We start from the raw sequence: 19,395 nt of genomic DNA, 5'->3' as shown, positions 1-19,395 counted from the left end.
CCCTCTTCCAAAAACTGTTGTCACCGAAATGGTTATAAGGCCATTTTGGTACCTTTATTCACTTCTCACAAGCTATCGAGCCAATAGCTTATTTATATAGACAAGTAAGATTTATAAGGTGCAAAAATGGCGTGAATTTTAACCCGGCTATTGGAAGAAAATTTTGCGACAAGACATTGCCAATAAGGGACTCTCCAAACAAAACTATTTATCGAGCCCCCTGTTGGCAACACAAGAAATCAGGCACTACAAACCGGGCAATTACTATGGCTCGGCAGCTGCAAAGTTTGCAGAGCTAAGGTTTCCGTCTCGATTAAGTGCAATTTATTCAAGCTCGATACCGGCAAATCCATCAGGTATTTCATGGCCTCCAGAGCCTGCATGCTACCAACCACACCCAGCGCCGGACCGATCACACCTGCTGTAGAGCAGTTCTGGACTTCAGCCTGCTCCTGGGGCGGAAACAGGCAGGCATAACAGGGACCTTTTCTTTCAGAAAAATCAAAACTAATCAGCTGGCCGGAAAACCCCTGCACCGATGCCATTACCACCGGACACCCTGCCTGATAACAAACCCGGTTGATCGTATGGCGGATTTCCAGGTTATCGGTGCAGTCCAACACCAGATCCACCTGTTTTACCTGCTCGCGCAGCCAGGATTCATTCGCCATTTGGCTGTGGGGGTGAATGCGAATAGTTGGATTGGCTGCAGCCAATTGTTGTGCAGCCACCATGGCTTTGGATTTTCCCTGGTGATTGGTTTTGTACAAAACCTGGCGCTGTAAATTGGAGAGATCGATATGATCACCATCCACCAGGTGCAACTCTCCAATACCGGCTGCGGCCAGATACATCGCTGCCGGGCTGCCGAGCCCACCTAAGCCAACAATCAGAATTCGCGCAGAAGACAGTTTTTTCTGCCCCTCTTCACCCACTTGGGGCAACATTATCTGGCGACTGTAACGCTGTAATTCCTTACTACTTAACATGGCTCTACTTCCGCATGCTTACCTTTCAACAGGACATTAAAATCGGCAACCGCCTGCTTGTAATCTTTTGCTTTAGTAATAGCGCTGACCACGGCGATACTGCCAACGCCGCTAGCGATAACCTCACTGGCTCGCTGCATATTAATACCACCAATTGCCACGAGTGGATAATCGGGCAATAGTGCTGCCATTTGCGCAAGTTTCTGCACACCCTGCAACTGATCCGACATATCCTTGGTGTTGGTCGCATAAATTGCACCAATGGCCAGGTAACTGGGGCGATAACGGTAGGCCAACAGTAATTCATAGAAGCCGTGGGTACTGATACCCAGCTTCAATCCTGCCGCTTGAATTGCCCTCAGATCAGCAGACTGCAAATCCTCCTGGCCCAAATGCACGCCGTAGGCGCCGCACTCAATCGCCAACTGCCAGTAATCATTGATAAACAGGCGCAGGTTATATGTCCTGCCAATAGCCACTGCCCTCTCAATCTGTGCGCGCAGGTCCCCACCCGGATTCTTTATTCGCAGCTGTAAAGTACGCACCCCCAGCTCAGCCAGGCGCTGCAACCACTCCACTGTATCCACAACCGGATATAAACCCAATGCTTGAGAGTCTGTTTGGGCAAAACCTTGAACAAGAGGCTGGGCCGCACCAAAACCATAATCCAGCGCACGCTCTTCTCCCGGCACCAAAATCTCCGGGAAGTCGATTAAATCCAGGGGCCAGCCACAGTGGCCTACAGGTCCAGCACCAGCGCCGATATGTGCATTATTTCCCCGGCGCAAGCCCCGCTGAACATAGGCTTTACCCACAACGCAGGCATCTCGCAACGGGTAGCCCAAAGCGCGACAAGCGGTAATAGCGGAGGACAGAGTGCAGCCAGTGCCATGTGTGCCTGCACTGGACACTTCCCGACCAATAAACCAATCGGCCTTTTCACCATCCCACAGTAAGTCGGAAACTTCTCCCGCACGCAATTGCGTATGGCCGCCGGTAACTAAAATTGCAGTACCGCCGTGGGCGTGCAACTGACGCGCAGCTTGCACAATAGATTCCGCACCCGTGACACTGGCTCCGGTAAGCCATTCCAATTCATGTAAATTGGGAGTAACCAGATCACACTGTGGCATCAACTGAGCCAACACCGTTGCGGTAATATTCCCTTCGGTGAGCCCGGCTCCGTTGGTAGCAACAGCAACCGGGTCGTAAATAACCGGAACCGGTTGCACCGCTTTCAGCTGGCGCAGGAAATCTGCCACCGCAACAACTTGTTCAGCATTCGCTAGCAGACCGATTTTAATTGCGGCAGGAAATAGATCCCGCTGTAAAGCCTGCAACTGAGAACCCAAGACCTCTAGGGAAACTGCATTAATTGCAGTAACTTCCACCGTATTCTGTGCAGTATTGGCCGTGATAGCACTGCAACCATGGCAGCCGAGGTCGGAAAAAGTCAGCAGGTCCGCCTGAATGCCGGCGCCACCGCCGGAGTCACTGCCGGCAATGGTCCAGACAATTGGCTTTTTCAATTGGAGTTGATCGCGCATAAAAATACTAATCCTGCAATATGCTCTCTGCCTGCTGCCAGAAAGGCATATCCAGGGTGGGGGTGCTGGGGCTGGCAGTTTGACGCCTGAGCATCAAGCCGGCATTAAAGGCGGCGCGCCCGGATTCCACAGCCAGTTTAAAGGCATTAGCCATCAGTACCGGATCCTGGGCTTTTGCAATCGCGGTATTCAATAACACCGCATCAAAGCCCATCTCCAGCGCTTCTGCCGCCTGTGATGGCGCACCGATTCCGGCGTCAATAATAAGCGGTACATCACTCAGGCGCTCGCGCAGTGTTTGCAGGTTATATTTATTGAGCAGGCCCTGCCCGGTACCGATGGGAGCCCCCCAGGGCATTAATACCTCGCAACCCACATCCAAAAGTTTTCGACACAGAACCAGGTCATCTGTGCAATAAGGCAAAACCTTGAAGCCTAACTGAATTAATTCCCGCGCAGCTTCTACCAGACCAAAGGGGTCTGGCTGCAAATTGTAATCATCACCAATCACTTCCAGCTTGAGCCAATCGGTCTGGAAAATTTCCTGGGACATTTTTGCCAGCTCCACCGCTTCTCGCGGCGATTTACAACCGGCGGTATTGGGCAACAACTGACAACCGGACTCGCGAATATAATCCCAAAATCGATTGTCCTGCTGCTGTGCCGGATTTTGCCGGCGAAGAGACAAAGTAATAATTTCCGAAGCTGAGGCTTGCACGGATTCGCGCATAATCGCTGGGGAGGGATACAGGGCGGTGCCCACCAAAAGCCGGCTGTTAAATGTTTTTCCGTAAAGTGTTAATAGATCGCTCACTTTTACCCCCCCACTACCGGAGCAACAATATCCAGGCTATCGCCGTTATTTATCTGTGTATTGCTATATTCCGTACGGGGAATAAATCCACCGTTGATCGCAACGGCAAACGTTTCTCCGCGATAGCCGAGCTGCTGTAAAAGCGCAGAGAGTTTTAGCGGGGATTCAAGGCTCTGTGTTTCCCCATTAATTAGTACCTGCATCAAACCACCTGTAACAGTTGTTGTGCCACTTGATTCTCCACTTGCTCCACTACTGCCGGTGCTAAAAGATAACCGTGACGGTAAAGGCCATTCACCCTAATCAGCCCATCCTCGCTGTGGATATAAGGCATATTATCCATAGTGGCGGGGCGACAATTTACGCGGGTCTCAACAATACGAGCCTCGGCAAAAGCCGGGTTGAGGGAGTAAAGCGCGGAAGACAATTCCATACTGGAGCGCACGGAAATGGGCGACTGGTCTTCGCTCTCAATTTCCGTAGCGCCGATTACTGTGCGTCCATCGCTTCGGGGTACGGCATAGAGCTTATAGCGCGGGTGGAGCAGTCGCACTGGACGCTGCAAAACCACTTCCCGGGATTCCACCACCATCACCTCGCCACGGACACCGCGTAAGCCTTCAATCTGCCCCTTGGCACCGAGACCACGGCAGTCGATCACGCAATCAAATTGTTCGCGCTCCGAGTTCACAGAGATATACCCGGCTTCGCAATTTACCTTGCTCTGCTCTCGCAGAGTGACTGCACCTCGGTGCAATACGCTGAGTAACGCGGGCAGTAGGCGGTGATTATTGATATCCGCCTCACCCCGCAGGTAAAGCCCCTGCTCAAAGCCGTGTAAGGAGGGCTCTAATTTCGCTAAAGTATTGCAATCGAGGGGCTGCACCTGCTCCCTGGCAGACTCGCCCAACTTGCCCTGCAGCTCCCGCAGGAATTGCAGCAGCTCACTTTTATCCTTGCCGTGAGCAACCAGGACTGAGCCCGCTCGGCGGTATTCCACGTCCCGCCCGCTCTGCTCCTCCAGCTGCCGAGCCCACTCAGACCAAATCTCAAGGCTTTTCAGCCCCAGGTTGTAAACCTGTTTATCGCTGTGCACCAATTCCGATAGTGGTGAGATCATTCCCGCTGCCGTCCAGCAAGCTCCCCCGACTGGTGCCGACAGATCACCCGCTTCAAACAGGGTAATATCCAGTTCCCGTTGGCAGAGCCGCCAGGCGAGTAAGCGACCTAACAGGCCGCCACCGGCAATAGCTACTTTGGCTTTGGTTTCGCTTGTCACAGACCACCTATCTTCGCAAATCCAAATCGACACCCAGCGATATGCGCTATGCACTCGCCGTACTTTTGCTATCCGATTCTTGGGGGAGAGGACTCTCCCCCAAAATACTCATCAGCCCTTGTGATAAATCTCGCTACCCATGTCCTTAAATTTAATCGACATTTCCTCCATGCCCTGTGCCGCTTCCTGCTTGGCCGCATAATCGCGCACATCCTGGGTGATTTTCATGGAGCAGAATTTCGGGCCGCACATGGAGCAGAAGTGAGCTACCTTGCCGGATTCCTTTGGCAAGGTTTCATCGTGATAGGTGCGTGCCCGCTCCGGATCCAAGCCGAGGTTGAACTGATCTTCCCAACGGAATTCAAAGCGGGCTTTTGACAGGGCGTCATCGCGCTTCTGTGCCCGCGGATGCCCTTTGGCCAAGTCTGCGGCATGAGCCGCAATCTTATATGCCATAAGGCCCTCTTTAACATCCTCTTTATTGGGTAGACCCAGGTGCTCTTTGGGGGTCACATAGCAGAGCATGGCGCAACCGTAGGTGCCGATAAGTGCAGCGCCGATGCCGGAAGTAATGTGGTCGTAGCCGGGAGCAATATCCGTGGTCAATGGACCCAGAGTGTAGAAAGGTGCGCCGTGGCAGTGCTTCAGCTGCTCATCCATATTTTCTTTGATCTTATGGATAGCCACATGACCGGGGCCTTCGATCATCGTCTGAACATCGTGCTTCCAGGCAATTTCAGTCAGCTCGCCAAGCGTGTGCAGCTCGCCAAACTGGGCTTCATCGTTAGCATCCGCAATGGAGCCCGGGCGCAGGCCATCACCGAGACTAAAGCTCACATCGTAAGCCTTCATAATCTCGCAGATTTCCTCGAAGTGGGTGTAGAGGAAATTCTCTTGGTGATGGGCGAGACACCATTTGGCCATAATGGAACCACCGCGAGAGACAATCCCGGTCATACGTTTGGCAGTGAGCGGCACATAGCGCAAAAGCACGCCAGCATGAATAGTGAAGTAATCCACCCCCTGCTCCGCCTGCTCAATCAAGGTGTCGCGGAACACATCCCAGTTAAGATCTTCAGCAATTCCGTTTACTTTCTCCAGCGCCTGGTAAATCGGCACAGTACCGATGGGCACTGGCGAGTTTCGCAGAATCCACTCGCGGGTTTCGTGGATATTGGCACCGGTAGACAGATCCATCACCGTGTCCGCGCCCCACTTGGTAGACCAAACCAGTTTCTCCACTTCCTCTTCAATGGAAGAAGTCACAGCAGAATTACCAATATTTGCATTCACCTTGCACAGGAAGTTGCGCCCGATAATCATCGGCTCCACTTCCGGGTGATTAATATTCGCCGGGATAATTGCCCGCCCTTCTGCAACTTCCCGGCGCACAAATTCCGGCGTGATTTGCTCGGGGATGTAAATACCATCACGTGCCTTCTGGTATTCACTTTCACTCATTTCCGCTGCCAACTTGGCTCGCCCCATATTTTCGCGCACTGCGATAAATTCCATCTCTGGGGTAATAATGCCGCGGCGGGCATAGTGCATCTGAGATACATTCTGTCCCGGTTTGGCCCGGCGAGGGCTGGGAAGGTTTTCAAAGCGGATATGATCCAGCCCCTGGTCCGCCATACGCTTCTGGCTGTAGGCCGCTTGGCGAGAGTCCAGCAGTTCAGTATCTCTGCGGGCCTCTATCCAGCCCTGGCGCAATTTGGGCAACCCTTCCCGTACGTCCACTTTAAAATTGGGCTCGGAATAGGGGCCCGAAGTGTCGTAAATGGTGAGGGGCTCATTGGGTTCAAACACCGGATTCTCTGCATTCCCCCCTACCAAACTATCTCCCAAACAGATCTGACGAGCACCAACCTGAATGTCGGGAGTTTCACCGGGCAAATACACCTTGCTCGAGTTGGGGAAAGATTGAACCGTGAGATTTTCAAGAAATTCTTTAGCGGAATCGCGACTGGTAGCGCGGGAGGACTTTCCGGCTTTACCGGATTGTTCAATGATCTCAGACATGCGTAACCTTAAAACTTGGAAATTTAAAGGTCGCAGCATCCAGGGCACATACAAAGAGAAAAGACGCCAAACTGTAACAAAACAGGCGACTTCAGATCTTGTTCCCTACGCGGGGGTTACCCCGATCAGGTTCAACGGATCTCGCAACAGCGATCTCAGCCCACAGGCACTCCGACAAGTAGAGCGCAGTATAGTGGAAGCACCAGAAGAAAAACAGATGGCATAAAACTGTGCCAGAAAAACTGAAGCTTTGAAACGCCAATAAAGTAATCAATGCTCTCGGCGACAAAACTCCAACAGACTTCAATTTATTGATAACTGACCAAAGGGTCTCAAGCATTCACCACTCACAATATCTGAGTGCGTCCTACACTCCTTCTCGTTTACCGGAGCAGTGAATAAAACGATAACAACTTACGGCGAAAGTCGGTGTGGGAGAAAATATAATGTTGAATAAATATGGAGTTCTAGTAACGCTCTGTTTGAGCATCTTGTCGATACAGCCAGCAATGGCAGCCCCCTCCAAGTCTGTTGCTGCGGGTGACAGTATTACCATGGCATTCGGTGCAGACTGTACCCGCAATAAGTATTTCTGGGACCTGTTTTGTCTTCTCGGCGGGGACCAACCCGAGCATTCCTGGTTTGACGGCGACGACAATTCAGTGGAGAGTGTTCACGATAAATATAAAGTTAACTACCCCAATATGGCTGCCAATAAAAGCGCAGCGGAATCCGGTGCTGAGATGCGTAGTGGAGGCGACAATTTCTCCACTCAAGCCGATCGGATTCTATCCCAAAGTAATTTACCTGATCATGTCGAGGTAGTATTGGGCGGTAATGACATCTGTAACAGGGATTGCGTCGATCCAGCCAACTGTAACGATCCACTCTACACCGATAGTGAGTGGCGCTCGGCAGTTCAAGCTGGACTGGACAAATTAGTCGATGGACTCCCTAACGGCTCAACGATAGTACTCGGCTCAGTACCGCGAGTACACGATCTCCGGGCAGCGGGTCTGGATAAGCAAAGCGGTAATTCCCGCGTAGATTGCGAGAGTGTCTGGTCGACTTTCGGAATCTGCCGAATTGCAACAAATGGCGGCTCGATGAATGGAGAGAGCTTTGCCACTCGTTATAACGGAATAGCCGCAGCCCAACAACGTTATAACGAAATCCTTGTTGAGGAAGCAGAAAGTTACAACGGTATGAATGGGGTAGAAGTTGTTGCTGAATATACCGGTGAGGATGAGTTAAATGCCGGGACTTTTCAGTTTAATAAAGACGATATTGATGGTGGAGACTGTTTCCACCCAAGCATTCAAGGACAAAATATTGTCGCTGACCTACTGTGGCAAGGAAATCCGGATAAATAAGTAACTTTTACTGCTCGGTAAATTCAGGGCCCGCAATAAAGTACCGCGGGCCCTAATCAATTCACTTACCTAAATCCTCATCAAAGTAACCATTCTCTTCAACCACATACTGCAATCTATGCGGCAAACCCTTTCTCATAAAGGCGACATCAATTACTTCTCCACTGGTAAGAGCACTCCTCACCCCATTCCTGTCACAAGAGAAAATAGTCCCTTAAGCTAATTGAGAGCGATCTCGTAAAACCAGCTTATTCAAATTTTACTAGCCCGCACATACTACAACCTCGACAAACCACTCAGGCCATCATGAACCTAGAAGATTATTTATCCGAATTAAACAAGTATGAAAATCGGTTTAGCGAAAGTTTCTTTTACAATAAACACCAAGCCTTCCATAAGCAATTGGGACAAGAAATTAATGCACTCAAGGCTCAAGGAAAAGCACCTGAATTATTCTCGATCTCGACTGCTGGGACAAATGGATATGCAGTCAATATATGAACGATCTACTCAGATCTACTACAATTATTCTACGATACCCAACTGAAACTCCATAGTTGGAGTTAGTGGTACAACTATCACCATGGACAATCACGTTGTGCTGTGTCCACCGCTCAATACTACTTTCTAATTTTACCTACAGCCTATTAACCTCTGAAACCGGATGAACAATCTCGCTACTTCAGTAACAGGCGCCCTTGTGAAAAAATCTGCTTTAGTACATATTTTGTATTTTTTAATAAAAAAAGCAGCAACCATAAATAATTTAATGGAAGAGCAATACTACTTAGCCTATAGAAAAATCCCACTTCAACCCCATGACTGATTCGCATAATTTAATAAATCAAGATCAATATGTTTTGAAAAAATTTTCTAAAATAAAAGAATTAAAAAGAATACAGCTCATTGTCGGTGGCTTTGGCTTTATAGGCCAATACTTGACGTGGGGATTATTAAGAAAAGGCTTCAATGTAGTTTTGATTGCTCGAAGTGATATCCACAATCGACTCGAACAACTCAAGCAAAAAAATAGCGCTGTCAATCCTATTTATAAGCTCACAGAGAATGACTTCAATCGGCTTACAATCATATCAGGTGACTTGAACAAACCCAGCTTGGGGCTGTCTTCTACATCTTACAGCCAGTTATGCTCCTTAAACATTGACTCCATATGGAATTGTGCAGCAGATATGCGTTACAGCTTTAACAATTTGCAGCAAAGTATGAATACTAACGTCAATGGTGTAAAGCGACTCATTGACATCGCGGTAACAACCAGATGTCGACTCAATCAAATATCGACTAGCTTTATTGGTGGTAAAGACTACGCCAACGGGGAGAGAATCGAGGAGACCCTCTATCAGCCAAAAGAGTTTTTTAACGCCTATGATTACACTAAAAATATGGCAGAGAACTTAATCGCGGCATCCAAAAACCTACAGTATACGATTTACAGGCCTACGATTGTTTTAGGTGACTCAGTGACCGGTTATACAAATTCCCAGTCTGGCTACTATGAATATGTGAAGCTGCTAAATCGATTAAAAGAAAAAAATGTAAAACTACCCATTCATTTAAAGTATCTTTCAGGTCGACCCATTAACATTATCCCTGTAGATATTTGTTGCGATGCGATATTAAACATCTCAGACAACCATGAAACCACAGCAAGTCAATATTTTAACATTGCAGATTCCAAGCCAATGACAATCGATGATTTTGTTCAATTTAATCGGATTTACTTTAATCTAGACCTAAGACAGCTCCAAGATGATCACACAGCATTAAATAACTTGTCTGAATTGGAAAAGCGCCTACTTAAGATCATTAATAGAATGCAAAACGGTCCCTTTTTGAACAGTGACTTTAGATTTTGTAGTAAAAATAGCCAAAGAGTATTAGGCCACCCTGTACAAAACCAATGGCGCAATAGCAATAGCTACCTAACCAAGATTGTGGACTACTTTTTGAACCAAACAAGTTATTGAAACAACCCCCAAATCAAATATATCATGAATAGCCCCAATGACATATTACAATCCACTTACGCAAACAGAATCAGTTACTCCGGCCCAAATGAAGACTCCAGATCCGAATTAAAAGCCTTAAATATAAATGAAAACGACAATATTTTATGTGTTACTGGCGGCGGAGATCGCGTATTAAGCCTCTTGTTAGACAAACCTAAAAAAATAACCGCAATCGATCTAAACCCTTGCCAAAACCATCTCTTAGAACTTAAAAAAGCCGGAATACAGGAGTTAAATTATGAGGATTTCCTGAAATTTATAGGGATTCTTCCATGCAATAAAAGATTACATACTTACAACAAAATAAAACATCACCTCTCAAAAGAAGCAGAATCATTTTGGACAGAAAATACAAAAACAATCAAGAGGGGAGCTATCTTCGAAGGAGCCTTTGAGAAACACTTTAAATTGATTAGTACCATCATTAAAACTATTCGCCCAAGCAAGATAAGAACGTTAGTCACATTCAAGAACATTGAAGAGCAACGTAAATTTGTTGAACAAAAATGGAATACCCCAGCCTGGAAACACTTTTTGCACTTTCTAACCAGCGAGTCTATCTTCAGGCTTTTCCTGAAAGACCCCGGATTCTACCAGCATGTTCCTCAACAAGTATCGATTCCCAAGTATTTGATAAGCAGGATGGATCACTCCCTAATGCATCACCTGATCCTTGAAAATTTCTTTATGACTTTCTTATTAACGGGAAAATATAACCCAGAACATGGACTACCTATATATTTAGAGAAAAAAAATTATCCGGCAATAAAGGATGCATTAAATAACTCCATCATAGAAACAGTAACATCACCACTGGAAGCATATTTAGATCGACTAGAAACCAAGATTGACAAATTTTCGATTTCTGACGTTTCCGCTTATCTCAACGAAGAAAACTTCATTTCCCTACTAAACTCAATACACTCAGCTGGCAATGAAAACTGTATATTATGTATGCGCCACTTTATTACAAAGAGAAGAATTCCCGATTTCTTTAAAAGTAAGTTTATTTTTAACCCGGCCTTAGAAGAAGAGCTTGGCAATAGCGATAGGTCTTTTGTTTATAGTTTTAACGTTGGCGTAAAATGTACCCACTAGCTTTTCTCACTATTTCAACCATCATCGCCAATGTTTCACTATTACACAAATTGAGTTAGCAACTGCTTTTAGACTACCCTTCTGAAATTTAAGCCTGCAACATTGATAAACTAGGCAGCTTTTTAATTGAATGGTTCTTTTAACATCAAAGCCCCCAAAATAAACACTCCAACTTGCCTGACAAGGGGGTATTGGCCTTGCGGAACTGTTTTTAACAACTGTCCTGCTAGCTACGTTATCACCATTTATACAACCCTAGTGATGACCAACGTCCCCTCGTACAACTGGCTATTTTGACTTTTCTTCAAAGTAGCCAAGCTCTTCAACCACATACTGTAATCGGTGTGGCAAACCTTTCCTCATAAAAGCTACATCTATTACCTTTCCACTGGCAAGGGCACCCCACAACCCATTTTGACCACTGTGAACCCAACTATCGTTGACTCTCAATAGTACATCATTATCCTCAAATCCCAACGCAGTAAAAAATTCATTGCCAGCCACACCCTCCAGACGTATCAAATGGTGCCCTTCAACTTCTAATTCCGCCTTGGTAAATTTGGCCTCTAAGGATTCCCGCTGCTCAAGCTGTTTCGATAGCCACTCTTGTCCAAGAGTCAACACTCCCGCTGGCTCAATTAATTTTTTTCCTTTCTCACCATGAGGCTGTTCAATACGCTGGCGCAGTTCCTCAGTGTGCTGACGAGAATAAGTTAAAGACACCCTATTACCTTCCTCCCCTTGAAGCAATAAACGCTCCAGTGTGCCCTGATTGTTAATAACAGCATAGTTACCCTCCAAACTTCTCAAGGAAACATCTTTGAGAAGTGGCTGTCCCAAGGAATAATATCGAGCCTTCTGCCCCTCTACTTCTACTAGAGCTTTAGACTTACTTTCTATGCTCGACTCACTAATACCCAATAGTGCAAGAGGAAGATTCGTTACGGGAAGTCTATTTTTACTATTTCTCTGTTGCTCCCAGGTATGCTTTTGTTTTTGATCTATATTAAGTTTCGCCAACTCCCTTTCTACCCAATAAGAATACTGCTCAAAGGATCGCTTCCCCTTTAAGTAGAGCCCATTGATAAAAACCACCGGTACGTTTTTGAGCCCCAGCTGTAAAGCTGTTTCTTGATCCTTGAGGACTAGCGCCCTGTAACTTTCACCTTCTACACAACTTGCAAAGTAAGCGCTATCAACTGACAAGTGCTTGGCCGTCTGAATGTATGCGCTACCTCCTAAATTTGGAGTTCTTGCATAAAGGGCATCGTGGTACTCCCAGAAAGTATCTTGATCCCCAGCACATCGAGCGGAAACTGCCGCCCTAACGCCCTCGCGGTGAAACTTTAAGGGAAAATCAAAATTAACCTGCCGCACCCAACCAGGATATTCACTTAGTAACTGCCTCAGTACAGGCTGGAAAGACTTACAGTGAGGAGACTGAAAAGAACAAAAAACGGCTACTGTTACAGGCGCTTCAGGATTACCACGTACAGCCCTGTTCTCATAGGAGAGCTCTATACGCGGCGGCTTAGGAACAGGCAGAAGAATTTCAACATCTGTACCAGCCTCTGAGGTGTCAGAAATAAATTCATGAAGCTTATTCAGGCGCAGCTTGTGTTCCATCTCCGCGATATCGTACAAAACAAACTGAAGATCTCTGTCCAGTTCTTGTACAGTAACTTCCTTCCCGCCTATTCTCGCAGCGACAGCATGCTGATCAGCTACCCTCCCCTCTACAATCGCTTTCTTGTCCTCGGCGCAACCATTAATTACACCCAAACTCCCGGAAACCATTAAAATTATTAAAATGCGTCCTAGCCCATTCACTGGCAATTCTCCTTTTACCGGTTTTGACCAATCTTACCGCCCAATTCTCATTTCAGTCTCTTACATCGACATTTGTCGCTGCTGCAATCACAAAATGGGAACTAGACATGCTTTTTGGCACCAGAGCCAACAATCTAGGAACTGGAGAAACAATTATTTCTCACAGGGGGGAAGGGTACTGGGGAAAACTGGTGAGTGAGGATAGTTTAGGAAGGCACCATGTGCGCCCAGAAAGGCAACCTATCGGTTCTCGATTTCGGACAAGCTTGTTAGAGCTTTCTAATGCCTGAACCGGTCAAATCCCGGGAAATTACGACTAGCTTCAGTACAGAATAAGATTTGAAGTCAACCAATTTGGGAGTTTGCACCTCCCAAACGAAAGCGGGCCGCTATTGCGGCCCGCTATAAGTCAAAATCGCTACTAAAATCCTAACTCTCGCTAGGTAAAGTAACGGTACATATGAACGGGAAGGTTATCGTAACGCCGCCATCCGAATCATCACCTGGCGCTGGGACATGGACCTCAACCTTTACGAACTCAGATCCTAACTCAGCATCAGCATCAGCAATGATACCAAAGTTAAACATGTCGGGAAGCGGAGATGCAGTCCCGCCATTCGAAACCTCAGTGGACTCTGGAGTTACTTCGCAATTCTCTGAGTCAACCTCCACCGTCGTCCCGACAGGCAAGCGCCCGTTGTAGACGTCGGAAACATAAAAGTAAAGGTTAGTCGCTTTACCTAATTCAATTTCAACCTCTGGCTGAGAATCATAATTACCATCTAAAGTTTGAAATATTCCATAGGGCACACTTCCCGCTAAGCGAACTACGAGTTCATCGCGCACATGAACTAACTCTTTAGAGCAAGCTCCCGCATTTTCAGCAGCGTCGGAACAGCTAAGTCCATTATAAATACCGTTACCACTATCGTACTCGCCATTATCATTTAAAGGGATAAACACTTCTTCATCGCCAGCCACATCTGGGCAATTGGGGTAGCAGCTACCAGTACTGTTGGAGTTGCCAAAGGCCCCGTCTTCGTTGTGGTCTAAGAATGCTTCTGGCAAATCTACAAACGTTTCGCCGGCATCATATTGTCCATTTCTGTTCGCATCAGTAAAACTTTCCTGCCCCAGTGCATAGGCGAGAATAGTAGAGCGGCCGCCATAAGGCTGGCCCAGCGACTGTGGACATGGATAGCCCCTTTCGCCAGTAACTGGACAGTTCGTATTATTAATAGTCCGAAGCGAGTGCTCCGCACCATCATCTCCAATGAATTTATAAGCCAAAGGCTCTCGGGGATCCTGGCTATTCCAATCCACTGAGCAATTCCCATCTACAGTAGTGCAGTAGCCGGCTATGCGCCCATACTCCGTTTCAAAGGAAACAGCGGTACCATCAGGAATTGTATTGTCACCATCGGCAACCCTAATAGTGATTTCGGACGTGACTCCATCATAGGCATCACCATTCACATTGAAGATGCTAGCAGACAAAGAAAATGAGTTCTGATCAAGAATGCCCGCTGAAACCACCAGGCTACTAGATACGGCGCTATATGTAGCTCCATTACCATCAGTAATCGTGGCCTTTACTCGAACAGGCAGCGCTACACTTCCTGAAGAAACTAGCGCAACTACTTCACCTTCAGAATCAGTTGTTTCGGAGCTACTGGCAAGGCTTACATTTCCCTCCCCCTCATCCAAAGTGAAGTTAACTTCCACCCCACTCACTGGCAGGCCTTCTTCGCTGAGGACCTTAAAACGCACTTCCGATGTTTCCTTACCTCCAGTCCCCCGAATATTGATGACTTCAGGTTCAGCGCTCACAAACTCAATGTAGTCGAATACTAGAGGCATTACGGTAACACGACCAGTGGCTGATATACCTGGGTAGGCAGAAAGCACTGCAGTAATACTATCCTCACCCTCACAGCCCAGTGCTGCATAGGTGGAAGTAGCCTTCCCGTCGATAGTAGTTACCGGAGAGTCTAGGGTAGCAACAGCTGGTTCGCTTAAGCTGCAATTACTAGAAAATTCTACTGGCATCCGCTTAGTGTAGAGATCGCCATCAGGCCCCTGTACATAGACATAAACAGGCGTAGTGCCTCTAGGGGAAAGGTCCTCACTAGCCGTAATTTCCAGCTCACCAGGTACGAATTGTTGGTTATCATCCAAATAACCCAACTGCAAGGAGGGCTCTCCAACTGTAAATACCTTCGGTGAGTATGGATCCTGGTCAGTACTGATATCGTCATAAGCTACAACAATTTCACCAGCATTCCCGACCTCTTCTCCTTCAAGGTCCAACTCTAGAGATGCAACACCACTGTCATTAGTCGTCACAACTCCACTGCCAGGCACCAGCTCACCCAAAGTCGTTGTAACCAAAATATTGCTAGAGGCAACAGGATCTCCGTCAAGCTTGACTGTCACTTGGACAAGCACAGGCTCCTCAGGGTTCGGGGTTTTCACCACCTCACCCGTCTCTAAATCTTGTAGTTCTACATTAATACTATAAGTGGGATCGGTACCTGGCTCCGGCGGGGTACCGCCATCATCACCACCGGCACTACCACCTCCGCCGCAAGCGGCCAGTGAGACAGCAACGGTCATCAATAGAAGCCATCGCAAAATTGATTGGTACAGCGTAAGAATGTGCATCTAAATTTCCTTCAATATTTTTAGCGCCCAGCGGCAGTAGCCATCATCTCCCAATCGGGTGTTTATAGTTTTTCCCGATACGGCTTAATGCGTCTTTAGCTATCGTCGACTACTCACCCAAGCCAGAAGTCAACTGTTGCACCTATGGTGTCTAGCGTAAGAGCTGCTTAAAAAAGCATCATCTCAGTGAACAAGAAGAGGCAACGGGCGACTATCCAGAATCAATGGAATAAAATCAAGTTTTTTACACCCATCTTGCACCATTGTTCTATAAAAAATTATTCGCTAAGAGATCAATATGATTTATAAATTTTTTCCCTGACTTTTCTTGATACAGGTCAGAGTTTTTTAGTTTTTAATAAGTTATGGATGTACCGTGATCTACGTTGTATAGCGAGCAAAACTCAGCACGTTGTGGGCGGGGATTTTCTATTTCCTTTGTTTTTTAAACATAAAAAAAGGGCCACCCTATTGGGTGGCCCTTTCGGATTAGAAGCCTGACGATGACCTACTCTCACATGGGGAAGCCCCACACTACCATCGGCGATGTTGCGTTTCACTTCTGAGTTCGGCAAGGGATCAGGTGGTTCCACAACTCTATTGTCGTCAGGCAAACTGGCTTGGGTTGACGTTGGTCTTATAAGCAATATGCTTGGCCTGCCGCGTTATCGCTGTTTGCCTCGGTCATGTTGGTGACCGGCGATAACCCCAAATAAGTCGGTAAAACAATCTGTAGTAATACACCGCAAGCGATCGTATGTCTCTAACTCACAATCCGCTAGCTTAGCTAGTCGTTAGTAACCATCTCTGTTGTATGGTCAAGCCGCACGGGCAATTAGTACTGGTTAGCTCAACGCCTCACAACGCTTCCACACCCAGCCTATCAACGTGGTAGTCTTCCACGGCCCTTCAGGAGGCTCAAGGCCTCAGGGAGATCTTATCTTGAAGGAGGCTTCCCGCTTAGATGCTTTCAGCGGTTATCCCGTCCGAACATAGCTACCCGGCAATGCCACTGGCGTGACAACCGGAACACCAGAGGTTCGTTCACTCCGGTCCTCTCGTACTAGGAGCAACTCTTCTCAAATCTCCAACGCCCACGGCAGATAGGGACCGAACTGTCTCACGACGTTCTAAACCCAGCTCGCGTACCACTTTAAATGGCGAACAGCCATACCCTTGGGACCGGCTTCAGCCCCAGGATGTGATGAGCCGACATCGAGGTGCCAAACACCGCCGTCGATGTGAACTCTTGGGCGGTATCAGCCTGTTATCCCCGGAGTACCTTTTATCCGTTGAGCGATGGCCCTTCCATACAGAACCACCGGATCACTATGACCTACTTTCGTACCTGCTCGACATGTCTGTCTCGCAGTCAAGCGCACTTATACCATTATGCTCATTGCATGATTTCCGACCATGCTGAGTGCACCTTCGTACTCCTCCGTTACTCTTTGGGAGGAGACCGCCCCAGTCAAACTACCCACCATACACTGTCCTCGATCCGGATAACGGACCAGAGTTAGAACCTCAAACATACCAGGGTGGTATTTCAAGGACGGCTCCACAACAACTAGCGTCGCTGCTTCAAAGCCTCCCACCTATCCTACACAAATAGGCTCAAAGTTCAGTGCAAAGCTGTAGTAAAGGTTCACGGGGTCTTTCCGTCTAGCCGCGGGTACACTGCATCTTAACAGCGATTTCAATTTCACTGAGTCTCTGGTGGAGACAGCGTGGCCATCGTTACGCCATTCGTGCAGGTCGGAACTTACCCGACAAGGAATTTCGCTACCTTAGGACCGTTATAGTTACGGCCGCCGTTTACCGGGGCTTCGATCAAGAGCTTCGCCGAAGCTAACCCCATCAATTAACCTTCCGGCACCGGGCAGGCGTCACACCCTATACGTCCTCTTACGAGTTTGCAGAGTGCTATGTTTTTAATAAACAGTCGCAGCCACCTGGTCACTTCGACCGGCCTCAGCTTAGGGAGCAAGTCCCATCACCAAAACCGGCGTACCTTCTCCCGAAGTTACGGTACCATTTTGCCTAGTTCCTTCACCAGAGTTCTCTCAAGCGCCTTGGTATTCTCTACCTGACCACCTGTGTCGGTTTAGAGTACGATTCACTATTACCTGAAGCTTAGAAGTTTTTCCTGGAAGCAGGGCATCAACCACTTCACCCACTAAGTGGGCTTCGTCATCAGTTCTCAGCCTTAGGGACCCGGATTTGCCTAAGTCCCCAGCCTACAACCTTAAACATGGACAACCAATCGCCATGCTGGCCTAGCCTTCTCCGTCACTCCGTCGCAGTAATAGCGAGTACAGGAATATTAACCTGTTTCCCATCGACTACGGCTTTCGCCCTCGCCTTAGGGGTCGACTAACCCTGTCCCGATTAGCGTTGGACAGGAACCCTTGGTCTTCCGGCGGGGAGGTTTTTCACCTCCCTTATCGTTACTCATGTCAGCATTCGCACTTGTGATACCTCCAGCAGACCTCCCGATCCACCTTCAACGGCTTACACAACGCTCCTCTACCATGCTCCTAAGAGCATCCGCAGCTTCGGTTATCAGTTTGAGCCCCGGTATATCTTCCGCGCAGGCCGACTCGACTAGTGAGCTATTACGCTTTCTTTAAAGGATGGCTGCTTCTAAGCCAACCTCCTAGCTGTCTGGGCCTTCCCACATCGTTTCCCACTTAACTGATATTTGGGACCTTAGCTGGCGGTCTGGGTTGTTTCCCTTTCCACGACGGACGTTAGCACCCGCCGTGTGTCTCCCGCGATTGCACTCCTCGGTATTCGGAGTTTGCATGGGGTTGGTAAGTCGGGATGACCCCCTAGCCCAAACAGTGCTCTACCCCCGAGGGTGAGACGCGAGGCGCTACCTAAATAGCTTTCGAGGAGAACCAGCTATCTCCCGGCTTGATTAGCCTTTCACTCCGATCCACAGGTCATCCCCTAATTTTTCAACATTAGTGGGTTCGGTCCTCCAGTTGATGTTACTCAACCTTCAACCTGCCCATGGATAGATCGCCGGGTTTCGGGTCTATTGCCTGCAACTAAACGCCCTATTAAGACTCGATTTCTCTACGGCTCCCCTAAGCGGTTAACCTTGCTACAGACAATAAGTCGCTGACCCATTATACAAAAGGTACGCAGTCACCCCGAAGGGCTCCTACTGCTTGTACGTATACGGTTTCAGGTTCTATTTCACTCCCCTCTCCGGGGTTCTTTTCGCCTTTCCCTCACGGTACTGGTTCACTATCGGTCAGCTGGGAGTATTTAGCCTTGGAGGATGGTCCCCCCATATTCAGTCAAGATAACACGTGTCCCGACCTACTCGATTTCACTCTAAATGCCTTTTCGTGTACGGGGCTATCACCCTGTATCGCGGTACTTTCCAGAACCTTCCACTAAAACATAAAGAGCTTAAGGGCTAATCCCCGTTCGCTCGCCGCTACTAAGGGAATCTCGGTTGATTTCTTTTCCTCCGGGTACTTAGATGTTTCAGTTCCCCGGGTTCGCCTCCATAACCTATGTATTCAGTTATGGATACTCCTAAAAGGAGTGGGTTTCCCCATTCGGACATTCTAGGATCAAAGCTTGTGTGCCAGCTCCCCTAGACTTTTCGCAGGCTCCTACGTCCTTCATCGCCTCCAGCTGCCAAGGCATCCACCGTATACGCTTAGTCGCTTGACCATACAACACAAACGACTACTAACGACTTTTAACATCCAGGTAAAATCCTGGAC

11 protein-coding genes, 2 rRNA genes and 1 riboswitch are annotated in these 19,395 nt (G+C 47.9%); of the genes, 3 read left to right on the top strand and 10 right to left on the bottom strand.

Annotation, left to right across the window (positions count from 1 at the left end):
- Window positions 1-239: 239 nt before the first annotated feature.
- The 6 genes from ACJJI6_RS00080 to thiC all read right to left on the bottom strand — a co-directional run bounded on the left by ACJJI6_RS00080 (window position 240) and on the right by thiC (window position 6,651).
- Window positions 240-989: a HesA/MoeB/ThiF family protein gene (locus tag ACJJI6_RS00080; protein WP_444914413.1), complete on the bottom strand. Its 750-nt coding sequence runs from the start codon at window positions 987-989 to the stop codon at window positions 240-242.
- Window positions 983-2,536 carry a thiamine phosphate synthase gene (gene thiE / locus ACJJI6_RS00075; RefSeq protein ID WP_475712130.1) on the bottom strand — a complete coding sequence of 518 codons (1,554 nt, stop codon included), beginning with the start codon at window positions 2,534-2,536 and terminating at the stop codon, window positions 983-985. The genes ACJJI6_RS00080 and thiE overlap by 7 nt, the downstream gene beginning before the upstream one ends.
- A gap of 7 nt (window positions 2,537-2,543) precedes the next feature.
- Complete coding sequence (locus ACJJI6_RS00070) at window positions 2,544-3,350, bottom strand: thiazole synthase (RefSeq protein WP_108734076.1); 807 nt, start codon at window positions 3,348-3,350, stop codon at window positions 2,544-2,546.
- Between the two features lie 2 nt (window positions 3,351-3,352).
- A complete protein-coding gene (gene thiS, locus ACJJI6_RS00065; RefSeq protein ID WP_108734077.1) occupies window positions 3,353-3,553 on the bottom strand; it encodes a sulfur carrier protein ThiS in 201 nt (66 codons plus the stop codon).
- Complete coding sequence (gene thiO, locus ACJJI6_RS00060; protein ID WP_475712129.1) at window positions 3,553-4,629, bottom strand: glycine oxidase ThiO; 1,077 nt, start codon at window positions 4,627-4,629, stop codon at window positions 3,553-3,555. Before thiO ends, thiS begins: the two co-directional genes overlap by 1 nt.
- Before the next feature lie 111 nt (window positions 4,630-4,740).
- On the bottom strand, window positions 4,741-6,651 hold the full coding sequence (thiC, locus tag ACJJI6_RS00055; RefSeq protein ID WP_445362185.1) for a phosphomethylpyrimidine synthase ThiC: 1,911 nt from the start codon (window positions 6,649-6,651) through the stop codon (window positions 4,741-4,743).
- Between the two features lie 85 nt (window positions 6,652-6,736).
- Window positions 6,737-6,835, bottom strand: a riboswitch (TPP riboswitch).
- Between the two features lie 262 nt (window positions 6,836-7,097).
- On the opposite strand from thiC, the gene ACJJI6_RS00050 reads away from it, so the two are divergent.
- From ACJJI6_RS00050 to ACJJI6_RS00040, 3 genes are all read left to right on the top strand, one after another.
- Window positions 7,098-8,024: an SGNH/GDSL hydrolase family protein gene (locus tag ACJJI6_RS00050; RefSeq protein ID WP_444907600.1), complete on the top strand. Its 927-nt coding sequence runs from the start codon at window positions 7,098-7,100 to the stop codon at window positions 8,022-8,024.
- An 860-nt stretch (window positions 8,025-8,884) separates the two neighbouring features.
- Window positions 8,885-10,012, top strand: coding sequence for an SDR family oxidoreductase (locus tag ACJJI6_RS00045; protein ID WP_475712128.1), 1,128 nt, complete (start codon window positions 8,885-8,887; stop codon window positions 10,010-10,012).
- A gap of 24 nt (window positions 10,013-10,036) precedes the next feature.
- A complete protein-coding gene (locus ACJJI6_RS00040) occupies window positions 10,037-11,152 on the top strand; it encodes a DUF3419 family protein (RefSeq protein ID WP_475712127.1) in 1,116 nt (371 codons plus the stop codon).
- A gap of 288 nt (window positions 11,153-11,440) precedes the next feature.
- On the opposite strand, the gene ACJJI6_RS00035 is transcribed toward ACJJI6_RS00040, so the two are convergent.
- The 4 genes from ACJJI6_RS00035 to ACJJI6_RS00020 all read right to left on the bottom strand — a co-directional run bounded on the left by ACJJI6_RS00035 (window position 11,441) and on the right by ACJJI6_RS00020 (window position 19,342).
- Window positions 11,441-12,982, bottom strand: a complete 1,542-nt coding sequence (locus tag ACJJI6_RS00035; RefSeq protein WP_475712126.1) for a thioredoxin domain-containing protein — start codon at window positions 12,980-12,982, stop codon at window positions 11,441-11,443.
- Window positions 12,983-13,411: 429 nt separating this feature from the next.
- Complete coding sequence (locus ACJJI6_RS00030; protein ID WP_475712125.1) at window positions 13,412-15,646, bottom strand: Ig-like domain-containing protein; 2,235 nt, start codon at window positions 15,644-15,646, stop codon at window positions 13,412-13,414.
- Between the two features lie 495 nt (window positions 15,647-16,141).
- Window positions 16,142-16,257 (bottom strand): 5S ribosomal RNA (rrf, locus tag ACJJI6_RS00025).
- A 203-nt stretch (window positions 16,258-16,460) separates the two neighbouring features.
- A 23S ribosomal RNA gene (locus ACJJI6_RS00020) occupies window positions 16,461-19,342 on the bottom strand.
- Between the last annotated feature and the right edge of the window lie 53 nt (window positions 19,343-19,395).

Source organism: Microbulbifer maximicatervae (SeqCode), assembly GCF_056232625.1.
Note: the sequence above shows the minus strand (reverse complement) of the source record. Positions and strands in the feature narration are given on the sequence as shown.